This is a genomic window from Cognatundibacterium griseum, assembly GCF_014284195.1.
Lineage (GTDB): Bacteria > Pseudomonadota > Gammaproteobacteria > Burkholderiales > Burkholderiaceae_D > Undibacterium > Undibacterium griseum.
The window spans coordinates 743,379-756,044 of the sequence record NZ_JACOGC010000002.1; the positions used below are offsets into that span (position 1 = coordinate 743,379).

Genomic DNA, 12,666 nt, shown 5'->3' on the forward strand with positions numbered 1-12,666 from the left:
ACATGTCCCTTACAGAAAAACCAGTCATTGCGATGGTCGCCGGCGAAACATCCGGCGATATGCTCGCTGCCCGGATGCTATCCGGGTTGCGTCCGCGTATACCCGATGCGCGCATACACGGAATTGGCGGGCCGCGCATGGCCGAATACGGTTTTATTAATGACTGGCCGATGGAGAAGCTGTCGGTCCGGGGATTGTTTGAAGTGCTTCGTCACTATCGGGAAATCAGCGGTATACGCAGGCAGCTGCGTGAGCAGCTTTTAAATGAGAAGCCCGACGTATTTATCGGTGTCGATGCGCCGGATTTTAATCTTGATCTGGAGATTGAATTGCGTCAGGCTGGTATTCCTACCATGCATTATATTAGCCCGTCTATCTGGGCCTGGCGTGGTGGACGAATTAAAAAGATCGCCCGAGCAGTGTCTCACATGCTGGTTGTTTTTCCATTTGAAGAACAAATTTACCGAAATGCGGGTATTCCCGTCACCTATGTCGGTCATCCGCTCGCTCAGGTGATTCCTCTGGAAATAGATACGGCTGCAGCACGTGAGGAGCTTGGCCTGGATCCGCGATTTAAAGTGGTGGCGATACTTCCGGGTAGCCGGATGTCAGAGATTAAATACAATACGGAAGCTTTTATCCGTGCAGCAAAAATCCTCACAGATCGTGAACCTAACTTACAGATCGTTGTGCCGATGGCTGGCAATGCGCAGCGCAGCTATTACATTCAGCTGGTAGTGGCAGCGAAACTGGAGGGTGTTCCAGTACTGCTGATTGATGGCCGCTCTCATACGGCGATTGCCGCAGCAGATGCAGTGTTGGTGGCTTCTGGTACGGCATCTCTGGAAGTGGCTTTATTTAAAAAGCCAATGGTCATTGCGTATAAGATGATGGAAGCATCCTGGCAGATTCTCAAGCATATGGGGTATCAGCCATGGGTCGGGCTGCCAAATATTCTGGAAGGTGAATTTGTTGTTCCTGAATTTTTACAGTCAGCCGCCACGCCGGAAGCGATGGCAGAGGCAATCTGGACGCAGTTAAATGATGATGTCTTGCAAAATAATCTGAAGGACAGATTTATGGCCATGCACCATACCCTGCTGAGAGATACTGCCGGCGTTTCTGCGCAAGCTGTGCTGGACGTCATCGGTCAACGCTGATCGTCATCTCGCCGGACTTCTGTCCGGCTACTCATCGTTTCTTGGTCTGAGCACGCGCACACCAATTTTTGAATACACTGAATGGCCCGTTATGTACGTTGATTCCCATTGCCACATTAATTTCCCTGAGCTTGCCATCCGTATGCCGGAAATTTTGCAGAAAATGCAGGATAACGGCGTCAGTCATGCTTTGTGTGTATCGGTTGATTTACCCGATTTCCCGCAAGTGCTTGAACTGGCAGAGCGGTATCCTCACATTTATGCTTCCGTCGGCGTACATCCCGATTATGAAGATACGCCTGAACCGACTGCGGAGCAGCTTGTCGAACTGGCCCGGCATCCTAAAATCATCGCAATCGGAGAAACCGGCCTGGATTATTTTCGCCTGAAGGGTGATCTGGAGTGGCAGCGTGGACGTTTTCGCCAGCATATCCGTGCTTCCCGCTTGAGTCGGAAACCACTGATCATCCATACCCGTTCCGCTGCTGAAGATACGATCCGCATCATGCAGGAAGAGGGGGCGGGAACGGATAATGGTGGTGTGGCCGGTGTCATGCATTGTTTTACAGAGTCTCTGGAGGTTGCGCTTGCCGCAGTGGAGATGGGGTTTTACATTTCTTTTTCCGGCATACTGACTTTTAAGAGTGCGAAAGATTTACAGGCAGTGGCAAAAGCTTTGCCTTTAAACAGAATCCTGATTGAAACTGATTCACCTTACTTGGCACCCGCACCGCATCGCGGGAAAATGAATGAGCCCGGATTTGTGCGCCATGTCGGTGAATTTCTCGCCGATCTTAAAGGCATTCCGGCGCATCAGGTACAGACCGTGACAACGCAGAATTTTTTTGATTTGTTTCAGTTCGCCCAGCGAGGATTGTGATGCTATCCCGTATCGCTTGCGTATTGCTGACCTTTTGTTTATGGCTGGGTTGCCCGACAGATTCGTATGCGGATTCTTATGCAGATTTTTTGTTTGCGATCCGTTTTAATGATGCAGAAACTGTTAAAAATTTTTTACAGCAAGGAATGGATGTTAACTCTGTGGAAGGCGAGCGCGGCGAAACAATATTGATGATTGCATTGCGAGAAAAGGCAATGCGTGTGGTTGATGTATTGCTGCACACACCGGATATCAGGGTGGGAGCGAGAGCAAAAAATGGCGATACCGCATTAATGATTGCCAGTTTTTTAGGGAATGCGGCGGCAGTTTCACAACTCATTGACGCAGGTGCGGAAGTGAATCAGCCGGGATGGACCGCATTGCATTATGCTGCGGCCAGTGGCAACACGGAAGTAGTCGCTATCTTGCTGGAACATTATGCCTACATCGATGCGGAGTCGCCGAATAAAACCACGCCTTTAATGATGGCGGCGCGCTCCGGGCGGGCCGCCGTTTTCCATCTGTTACTGGATGAAGGTGCTGACCCGGATCTGAAAAATGACAAAGGCATGACGGCACTGGATTTTGCAATTGAACAGGAGAGGCGTGATCTGATTGATATTTTGAAGGCAGGAAAAACGCATTCCTCCGGTAATTGATACACGATGATACACGATGTTTTGCCCCGACACATTCATCCTGAAATTTTTTATAAATTCCGCGACGCAGCATATTGTGAGCAGATAGCTCCCTGTGTTAGAGTGCGGACTTCATCATTTCGGAGTTGATTCTGTGGACAGTTATAGTTGTAGATTATCTTCTAATTACAACATGGCAATGTAAAGCAGAAACTCTGCTACTACCTTGCCAGACGGCGGGGAGTAGTTCCAAACAGCATTCGCTGACTTCCTACTTATCCAATCACTTTTCAGATTCAATGCAGGTAATAATTACGGCATTGAGTGTGAGCAGACGTATGCAATTGTTTCGCCTGACAGGCATCAACAGCAGGGGAGGTCGTTTGTTAAGTTTTATTTTATTTATTTCCGGATCAGTCGTTACCTGGGAGATCGTCAATGTTTGAATTATTTAAACTTCAAACGGGTGAGGAACCACGGGAAGACACAGGCCCAAACCGCTGGGACTGGGCATTATTACCTTTGATTCTTGCGTTGCTGAGTGTATTTGCCTTTGCAGCAATGCAGATGAGTCGGCCTTTTCTGGTCGGAGAAGCATTGCAAGTGTCGTTGGATCCGTTTCATTTGCCTTATTATCTTCTGCGCACCATTCTCCGGATGTTTACTGCGCTTGGATTTTCTTTACTGTTCAGTCTGATTTTTGCTGCTGTGGCTGTGAAATATGCCGCAGCTGAAAAGATCATGATTCCTGCACTGGACATTTTGCAGTCCGTCCCAATTCTCGGTTTTCAGGCGATTGCGATTGCACCATTCATTGCGCTGTTTCCGGGAAATTTACTGGGCGTGGAGTGTGCCGCTATTTTTGCGATATTCACTTCCCAGGCCTGGAATATGGCGTTCAGCTTATACCAGTCGATGCGGAATGTGCCTTCTGAATTAGCGGAAGCGGCACATATTTTCCGGTTGTCGGGATGGCAGCGGTTTTGGCGTCTTGAGTTGCCCTTTGCGATGCCTGGACTGTTATGGAACATGATGATGTCCATGTCCGGAGGATGGTTTTTCCTGGTGGCTGCAGAGGCGATTTCCGTCGCTGGTCAGGACATCAAGTTGCCAGGGATTGGTTCTTATATTGCCGTTGCCATTGAAGCGAAAAATGGACCGGCAATTGCCTGGGCAATCGCCGCCATGCTGACCGGAATTCTGTTGTATGACCAACTGTTTTTCCGTCCATTGCTGGCCTGGGCAGATAAATTCCGCTTTGAGGAATCTCAGGGGGAAACAGCACAACAATCGTGGTTGCTGGACTGGATGCGCAACAGCCGCTGGGTACGCGGATGGACAGAGAAATTCTGGAGTCGTTTAGGACGTGTGCTCGGCTGGTTTAGTGTCCATCATGACGGTACTTCTGAAAAAGCGAGGAAAAAACTCGTCAGTCCTTTCTGGTCCCGTTTATGGGATACAGGCTTGATCCTGATAACGCTGCTGGCTATTTATCGCTTGATAAGTTTCATTCACAGTGATGTCGGCTGGCACGAAGCCTTGCACGTCGTCGGGCTCGGATTCATCACATTGTTGCGGGTAATGTTGCTGATCGGACTGGCATCGCTTGTCTGGGTGCCGATTGCGGTGTGGATCGGTTTGCGCCCTCAGTATTCCCAACAGGTGCAGGCGGTTGCGCAGTTTTTGGCTGCCTTTCCAGTCAATCTCATGTTTCCGCTGGTAGTGTTTGTGATGCTGGCACTGGATCTTTCACCGAACATCTGGCTCAGCCCGTTGATGGTTTTTGGTACCCAGTGGTATATCTTGTTTAATGTGGTTGCCGGGGCATCGACGATTCCGAATGAGCTTCGTCTGGCTGCAGACAATCTGGGGCTGAGTGGCTGGCTGAAATGGAAACGTGTTTATCTGCCGGCGATTTTCCCCAGTTTTATTACGGGTGCCATCACAGCGAGCGGTGGTTCCTGGAACGCCAGTATCGTTGCAGAATATGTGACCTGGGGTAAAACGACTCTGGTGGCTGATGGGCTTGGAAGTTATATCAAACAGATGACCGAGGCCGGAGATTTTCACCGTATTGCACTGGGTATCGGAATCATGTGTATTTTTGTGACCTTATTGAATCGCTTTTTCTGGCGCAAACTGTATTTGCTGGCAGAGGATCATATTCGCTGACCGGCATGCCCTCCCGCTAGTGCGTGCTGATTGTATTATCAAAATAATGAGACTGACGATGGCCGAAGCCGGCAGAGTCAGTCTGGAGAATACCGATGACACAGAATTTACTGATTGACCTGAATCAGGTTGCTAAATCTTTCAAAGCCGCTGATGGCAAATCCCGCCTGATTCTGGACAAAGTGGATTTCCAGCTGAAAGAAGGTGAAATTGTTGCTCTGCTTGGCAAGTCTGGCTCAGGTAAGTCGACATTGCTGCGCATCATGGCTGGATTGATTCCTGCCGATAAAGGGCGGGTAGCCTATCGTGATCAGCATATCTACGGGCCGGTGGCTGGCGTGGCCATGGTGTTTCAGTCTTTTGCCTTGTTTCCGTGGCTGACTGTCCAGCAGAATGTGGAGCTTGGACTGGAGGCGCAGGGCGTGCCTGCAGACGAGCGTGAACAACGGGCAGATGCTGTGTTGGAGCTGATTGGTCTGGCTGGCTTTGGCGGCGCGTTGCCGAGGGAGTTATCCGGCGGTATGAAGCAGCGTGTTGGTATCGCCCGCGCTCTGGTAACAAATCCGGATATTTTACTGATGGACGAAGCCTTTTCCGCACTGGATGTGCTGACCGGCGAAACGCTGCGGAATGACATGCTGGATTTGTGGGAAGAGAAAAAGATTTCGACCAAGGGAATTCTGATCGTTTCTCATAATATTGAAGAGGCGGTCATGATGGCGGACCGGATCATTATTCTTTCCAGTGACCCTGGAACTGTCCGCTGTGAAGTCAAGATTGATTTGCCGCGCCCACGCCATGTTGAAGCTGTCGAAGTCCGTGCCTTGATGGATGAAATTTATGGTCTGATGACAATGCGGCATACACATGAAGCGGCTTCGGATGCGCCGAATACACGGCATATCGGTTATCGCCTGCCTGATACCGACGTCAGTCGTATTGAAGCGGTGCTGGACATGATTGCCGAAGCGCCGTTCAATGGACGTGCTGACTTACCGCAACTGGCAGAGGAGGCCGAATTATCGGATGAAGAATTGTTCCCGACTTATGAGGCGCTGAGCCTGCTTGGATTTGCGGTACTTGAAAAAGGTGACATTATTCTGTCTGCGCTGGGTAAAAAATATTATGAGGCGGAACAGGCTGAGAAGCAGGAGCTATTCGGGCAGCAGTTGTTGATTCATGTGCCACTGGCATCGCATATCCGAAATAATCTGGAAATCGAAGATAGCGGCAGCCTGTCAGAGCAGCCACTGCTTGAAATGCTGGAGGAGTTTCTGAAGGCGGATGAAGCCAAGCGTGTGCTTGAGGTGGCAATTGAGTGGGGGCGTTATGGTGAAGTATATGAATACGACTACCACACCGGACGACTCAAATTGCCGGAAGCCAGCGAAGAGTAAGTGAGTTTCTCTCGGGAGAGATGATTCTTCTGACCGGCTGCGTATGGCGTCGAATCAAATGACAGGAGTTTTTAACTGTAATCTCTATTGGGTTCTGGCTAATACCAGAAACAGGTCAGGATTCCTCTGAAGGTGTGGCCAAAGCGGAGAGTGCTGATTACTATGCTGAAACAAAATGGCATCCTTGCGGATGCCATTCGATTGTTTCCGGTATTAAAAATATGGTGTTAATGGGACATGAATACCGGAATGGTCATGCTCTCCAGGATGGTTCTGGTCACACCGCCCATGATCATTTCCCTGAAGCGTGAATGGCCGTAGCCGCCCATGACCAGCAGATCACTGTCGAGGTCGTGCGCAAGCGAGAGGAGCGCGTTGCCGATGTCCGTGGATGTTTTGTGAACAGATACTTCCACCTTGATTCCATGTCTTGCCAGATAAAGTGCGATATCTGCCCCAGGTTGTTCACCATGTGCATCAGGAATGGATTTAGGGTTGAAAATAGCAATCTGGACCAGGTCTGCCTGTTTCAGCAGGGGCAGCGCATCTGTTAATGCACGCGTAGCCTCGCGACTGGCATCCCAGGAAATCAGGGGGCGTTTGGCAATCGTCTTGAATTCACCCGCATAAGGAATAATCAGAACGGGGCGGCCTGAATTCATGACGATGTATTCAGGAAAATCGGGCAGGACAGATGGCGAAGGTTCTTCGCGATTTGTCTGGCCAATCACAACGAGATCACTGTATCTCGCCTGCAGGCCGATCCCGCCACCAGCCTCATCGTTTGCGATCATACTTTCATAAGAACTGACACCGATTTTTTCGGCACTGGCATTAAATTGCGCAACGGCTTTTTCTGCACGTTCTTTCAGAAAGTTCAGGTGAATTGTCAGATTCGGGTCGCTGGCACTGATGTTACCGTCCTGGTAAATGAAGCGGGATACACCGGTCACAGCAGTTCCGATCAGGTGGGCGCTCTCTGCTTTTGCTATATCTGCGGCGATTTGGACTCTGAGTTCTGAACGCGCAGATTCATCTACGTGTACCAGTACGGTTTTGTATGCCATGTCATTGCTCCTGTTGAGTTTTTCTCTACGAAAACAATCTGTTTCACTAAACGAAAGATGCGGATTTCCCTGAAATTGCTCTGACTATTTCTTGATGAGAAATTTCAGCAGCGAGTTTAGCTTAATTTTCTCATGCCGCGACAACAGTTTCATTGCTCCATTGAGGCAATAATTTTTTCCCCACCAGAACGGATACCTTTTCAGTGACTTTTTCAGTGACCTTGCTTCTTGCCTTTGCCGGAGGCAGGCGACGCAGCGTCTTTAACGCATTCGTATCCAGTAAGCAGATTTCACGCTGATCTACGCTGATGAACCCCATTTCATTAAATGCGGATAAGGTACGGCTGACGGTTTCCAGTGTCAGACCGAGGTAGCTGCCTATTTCATGACGTGTCATACGCAGATTGAAGCATTTGCCTGAATAGCCGAGTTGGCTGAAACTCTCACCCAGACTGGTCAGGAAGCGGGCAACCTTGGCTTCTGCACTCAGTGCGCTCAGCATGCCGATCATGGATTGTTCGCGCACCAGTTCCCGGCTCATGACGCCGTACATCGCATTTTCCAGCTCAGGGTAGGTGCGCCCCATCGCTGCAAATGTTTTGTAGGGCAGCAAAATGATGTCGCAGTCGGATAGGGCCACTGCCTCTGATGCGTGGTGCTGATTGTGAATGCCGTCGATGCCGAGTAAGTCGCCTTTCATCGGGAAACTCAGCACTTGCTCATTACCATATTCGTCAATCAGCACAGTTTTCAAAAAGCCGGAGTTCACAATATAAAGTGAGTCGAAATCCTGACCGATAGTATGAACGCGTTGACCGGCTTTGAAACGTACATGCTGAAACAGTGCTTCTTCTTCGCCTGAACATGCCGGGGCAGGTATGTGCAGCAGTTCACAGATCTCGCGCAAATTTGACCACAGGTTGCCGTGGCAACGCCATCCAGCCTCATTGGAGACTGTGACGGGTAAATTTTTTACCATAACATGTGGGTTCGTATGGCGGGATGTGTGAAGAGCGGTAGTCATAGAAGTCTCCTGGGGAGGAAAGATTAATTAATTCTGTGAGGGGCAAGCGGTTGCTGCCAGCTGTGCAAAATATTCTGAATTTGCTCAAAATCGGTGGACTTATCCAGAAAATCATCGGCACCTGCGCGGAGTGCGTGAAGGCGGTTATCTTCGGTCGAGTGATTGGTCAGAATCACAATTTTGATTTCAGGTTTGTGTTGCTTGATTTCTTTTAATAACTGCAGGCCATTACCCGTTCCCAGTTGCAGATCAAGAATGATGGCGTCGGTCTTGCTGTTAATGACTCCGTTGTAAGCGCTGTCGACATCTCCGGATACACCGACGACATGCATCCCCGGGATTTCTTCCACGAAACGGATGAGGCGGTTCTGAATCAGGACAGAATCTTCGACAATATATAAATTCATAATGCGCTTGACGTAGGACAATGCTTTGTTTGCTTGTGTCCATTATTGCGGATTGGCGCTTTGATTTATATCAGGCGATGCTGATTTGCCTTGTCGGATTTGTGGAGGGGAGGTTAAGAATATTCCTACAGGCTTCCAGGCGAGCAGGCAGGATGCGGGAGAGGGTGTAACTTCAGGAACCGTTGTTTATTAAGTGATGCGCCACGGCATATTGCACCAGGTCTGACAGATTCGTCATATTCATTTTCTGGAGAATCCGCATTTTATGGGTGCTGACGGTTTTAACGCTTAAATGTAAAAAATCGCCGATTTCTGTAATCGACTTTCCCTTGACCAGATGACTGAAAACCTCAAACTCACGGTCTGAAAGTGCAGTATGCGGCAGGTTGTCATCCGCGGGCATGACATTCATCGCCAGTTGTTCTGCCACTTCGATGCTGATGTAGGGGCGGCCGGAAGCCACTTTACGCAAGGCGGTCAGCAACTGGGTGCCTGCGCTTTCTTTGGTCAGATAACCTCTGGCGCCAGCCCTGATGGCTCTGACAGCGTACTGCTCCTCTTCGTGCATGGTCAGTATCAGGATCGGGAGCTTGGGCGATTCGTCCTTGATTTGCCGGATCAGGTCGACCCCGCTTCTGCCTGGCATCGACAGATCCATGAGCAGTACGTCGAATTCCATGGTGCGTACTTTTTCCAGTGTGTCGAATCCGTCCACTGCTTCACCGACGACCTGCACATCTTCAATGCCATCCAGAATGCGCTTGAGTCCCTCGCGCATAATTGTGTGGTCGTCTGCAATCAAAATACGGATCATTCAATACATTCAGGGTAAAGGTTGCACATGGAAAGCACGCTCCCGGCTATTGTACTGTAGAAGCCATCCTGATGTGGCACTGCACGATGAGGAACCTGCAGTCCTCAGCGCTGTTTTTTCCTGTGCACTAATACGGGAATGTTGCAAAGCGATAAAACCTTGGTGGTTGTGCTGCCGAGCAAAAGCTGACCGACGCCGCTCCGGCCATGCGAGCCGATGAAAATCAGATCGCAGCCATATTGCTGCGCTGTATGAATAATTTCCTTTGCCGGAGAATCATTGAACTGAATCACGCTCTCAAATTCCACACCGGCTTGCTTTGCCGCATCGCGGGCAGGTTGCAGGTAGGATTCGGCAAGCGTACGCATGGCAGATTGATATTCTTCTTCGGTTGGCGTATTAGGAGGGATGATGTCGATATAGATCGGATACTGATAATTACTCGCTACAAATAAGGCGATCACTTTTGCATTGAGCTGTTTGGCGAAATCGATTCCTGCCTGAACACTGGCGTTGGCCAGTTCGGAGCCATCTGTTGGCATCAAAATTTTGCTGTACATTTTCTCTCCAGATCTGGGGTGGTGTTAAACAGATTCTATCTTGTATCTTCGATGCAGACAGAGCTTGATGCTGAACAAGTTTATGGCGAAATATCCGGTTTGCAAAGATGGTATCGCTGTACGGTTATCGGAAAACAAGGGGGTATCAGAACGCCAGCATCCGTCTGACAAAGGGAGTAATATCCGCAGGACTGAAACGAACATCTGTGCATGCATGCCAGACAGCGAATTCACGGATGACTTTCATCAGGTCAGCCGCCAATGCGTCACTGATGCGGACATCGACTTCCAGAAACAGGGATTTGATTTCCATGATCTGTTGCTTGCGGTGCGCTTTGGCATCGATTCTTGCAACCAGTTTGCCATTACGCAGGATAGGCAGGCAAAAGTAGCCATATTGCCGTTTGGCTGCGGGGGTGTAGCATTCCAGCCGGTATTCAAATCTGAATAAGTCTGCTGCGCGTTTTCTGTCCCATACCACCGGATCAAAAGGTGATAAAATTCTTGTGCTGTTTGCTTTCAGTGCCTTATCTGCGGCGAGCTCCAGTTGCTCTAGATGATCGGGGTGCACGTATGCTGGCTGATCCCATGAGTCCACCTTGATTTTTACGAGCAAACCTTGTCTGCAAAGCTGATCGGGATGATTGTCCGGGCTGATACTTTTCAGCCGGAAGTAGTCTTTGATCCAGCTTGCTTTCGCTACGCCGAGTGCTTTGACCGACAACAGGATTTTGTTTTTCTCTGCATCGTGCCGGGTTGGCAGGTGAATTTCGTCATTCCATGCCGGATGCACACGCTCACGCAAATCATAGACACGTTGAAAGCCGCGTCGTTGGGCAACCATGAGCTGCCCAGTGGTAAACAGCACTTCCAATGAACGTTTTTCGGGTTTCCACTCCCACCAGCCGCCGGCTTTTCCGTCCTGTCGTTCAAAATCGACAGAGCGCACCGGACCATTTTGGCTGATGAAGTCGCGCAGATGGATAATTTCCTGCTGATGTTCCTGTTGCCACCGGTGATTGAATTTCCAGCCCATCCCATCAGGAGAAATCATCTGATGTCGGTACAAGCCATAGTTTTCAATCGGCAGAAAGCAGGCTTCGTGTGACCAGTATTCAAAGAGCTTTTTTTCCGCCAGCAGTTCATCGAGCCAGACTGCCGGATAAGCACCGAGTCTGCTCCACAGAACCAGGTAAGGGCTTCTGGCGACTACGCTGATGGTATCAATCTGAAGCGCAGACATGCGGCGTATACATTCCAGCACGTCGTCCTTCGTCGGCTGCCGGCGCGGATTTTTCAGTAAGCCCTGAGCACTCAGATGCAGTGCTCTGGCCGAGTCAAGGCTGATCTGGTACGAGCTGGGCATGAGTGCAGGCGCCTTCCTCAAATAATCTGGATGCGGTGATCTCTGTTGAGAAGAATGGTGCTGCACCGCATTGTTTTGCTGTCGTACTCAGAAATGCTTCAGGCCAATAGCAGTCTTGACTTCGTCCGTGGTCTGGGCGGCGATTTCCCTTGCCTTGCGCGTGCCTTCTTTAAGCATTTGCAGTACCTGGCCACGGTCTTTCGCATATTCTTCACGGCGTTCCCGGATCGGAGCCAGCAAATCCTGCAAAATACCTTCGAGGCGTGCTTTTACGACACTGTCCCCGAGACCGCCGCGGACATAATGGTCTTTCATTGCTTGCAGGCCGGCTTTGTCCTCATCAAAAGCATCCAGGTAAATAAACGCGACATTACCCTCCAGATGGCCTGGATCATTCACGCGCAGATGCAAAGGATCGGTATAAACATTACGCACAGCCGCTTTGATTTCTGCTGGAGAGGCACCCAGATTAATGGTGTTGCCCAGAGATTTGCTCATCTTGGCTTTGCCATCAATACCGGGTAACCGGCCAATTTCCGGCACCAGTGCCTGGCATTCCACCAGGATATCTTTATTGGCTAAACGGTTAAAGCGCCGGACGATTTCATTTGTTTGCTCAATCATTGGAATCTGGTCTTCGCCAACAGGAACCAGTGTGGCTTTGAATGCGGTAATGTCTGCCGCCTGGCTGACCGGATAAGTCAGGAATCCGGCCGGAATATCCCGTTCAAAATTGCGCAGGATGATCTCTTGTTTGATCGTCGGATTGCGTTCCAGTCGTGCGACAGAAACCAGATTCAGGTAGTAAAACGTGAGTTCGGTTAATTCGGGAATCTGCGATTGGATAAAAATAGTGGATTTTGCAGGATCAATTCCAACAGCCAGATAATCCAGTGCGACTTCCAGGACATTGTTATGCACTTTGGCCGGATCATCCATGTTGTCTGTCAGGGCCTGGGCATCTGCCAGCATGATGTATTGTTCGTATTGATGCTGATATTTGACGCGATTGCGCAGGCTTCCGACGAAATGTCCGAGATGCAGCGGACCGGTAGGACGGTCGCCCGTCAGGATAAGATGATTTTTATGGTCATTCGTACTTGCTTGCATAGGAAATCCGTTCTCGGTGCGTAAAAAAAGCCGCTCATTGATGGCGGCATTTTGGAAAAATTGCTTCTTGT

The 12,666-nt window shown here is 49.7% G+C and carries 12 protein-coding genes; 5 read left to right on the plus strand and 7 right to left on the minus strand.

Annotated elements, in window-relative coordinates:
* Nucleotides 1-2 precede the first annotated feature (2 nt).
* From lpxB to H8K27_RS07785, 5 genes are all read left to right on the plus strand, one after another.
* Nucleotides 3-1,160, plus strand: a complete 1,158-nt coding sequence (lpxB, locus tag H8K27_RS07765; RefSeq protein WP_230419011.1) for a lipid-A-disaccharide synthase — start codon at nt 3-5, stop codon at nt 1,158-1,160.
* A 91-nt stretch (nt 1,161-1,251) separates the two neighbouring features.
* Nucleotides 1,252-2,040, plus strand: coding sequence for a TatD family hydrolase (locus H8K27_RS07770; protein WP_186862568.1), 789 nt, complete (start codon nt 1,252-1,254; stop codon nt 2,038-2,040).
* On the plus strand, nt 2,040-2,699 hold the full coding sequence (locus H8K27_RS07775) for an ankyrin repeat domain-containing protein (protein WP_186862569.1): 660 nt from the start codon (nt 2,040-2,042) through the stop codon (nt 2,697-2,699). Before H8K27_RS07770 ends, H8K27_RS07775 begins: the two co-directional genes overlap by 1 nt.
* Before the next feature lie 417 nt (nt 2,700-3,116).
* The gene (locus H8K27_RS07780) at nt 3,117-4,850 is read left to right on the plus strand and encodes an ABC transporter permease (RefSeq protein ID WP_186862570.1); all 1,734 of its coding nucleotides are present in this window, start codon (nt 3,117-3,119) and stop codon (nt 4,848-4,850) included.
* Nucleotides 4,851-4,945: 95 nt separating this feature from the next.
* Entirely contained in the window at nt 4,946-6,247 is a 1,302-nt protein-coding gene (locus tag H8K27_RS07785) for an ABC transporter ATP-binding protein (protein WP_186862571.1), read from the plus strand.
* 227 nt (nt 6,248-6,474) lie between these two features.
* Here H8K27_RS07785 and H8K27_RS07790 read toward each other — a convergent pair whose 3' ends face one another.
* From H8K27_RS07790 to trpS, 7 genes are all read right to left on the minus strand, one after another.
* The gene (locus H8K27_RS07790; protein WP_186862572.1) at nt 6,475-7,314 is read right to left on the minus strand and encodes a universal stress protein; all 840 of its coding nucleotides are present in this window, start codon (nt 7,312-7,314) and stop codon (nt 6,475-6,477) included.
* 130 nt (nt 7,315-7,444) lie between these two features.
* Entirely contained in the window at nt 7,445-8,293 is an 849-nt protein-coding gene (locus tag H8K27_RS07795; RefSeq protein WP_186862729.1) for a Crp/Fnr family transcriptional regulator, read from the minus strand.
* Nucleotides 8,294-8,361: 68 nt separating this feature from the next.
* Entirely contained in the window at nt 8,362-8,745 is a 384-nt protein-coding gene (locus tag H8K27_RS07800; RefSeq protein WP_186862573.1) for a response regulator, read from the minus strand.
* 172 nt (nt 8,746-8,917) lie between these two features.
* Nucleotides 8,918-9,559, minus strand: coding sequence for a response regulator (locus H8K27_RS07805; RefSeq protein ID WP_186862574.1), 642 nt, complete (start codon nt 9,557-9,559; stop codon nt 8,918-8,920).
* A 104-nt stretch (nt 9,560-9,663) separates the two neighbouring features.
* Nucleotides 9,664-10,119, minus strand: coding sequence for a universal stress protein (locus H8K27_RS07810; RefSeq protein ID WP_186862575.1), 456 nt, complete (start codon nt 10,117-10,119; stop codon nt 9,664-9,666).
* A 145-nt stretch (nt 10,120-10,264) separates the two neighbouring features.
* Nucleotides 10,265-11,485 (minus strand): winged helix-turn-helix domain-containing protein, encoded by a 1,221-nt coding sequence (locus H8K27_RS07815; protein ID WP_186862576.1) that lies wholly within the window; start codon nt 11,483-11,485, stop codon nt 10,265-10,267.
* Nucleotides 11,486-11,572: 87 nt separating this feature from the next.
* On the minus strand, nt 11,573-12,595 hold the full coding sequence (trpS, locus tag H8K27_RS07820) for a tryptophan--tRNA ligase (RefSeq protein WP_186862577.1): 1,023 nt from the start codon (nt 12,593-12,595) through the stop codon (nt 11,573-11,575).
* Between the last annotated feature and the right edge of the window lie 71 nt (nt 12,596-12,666).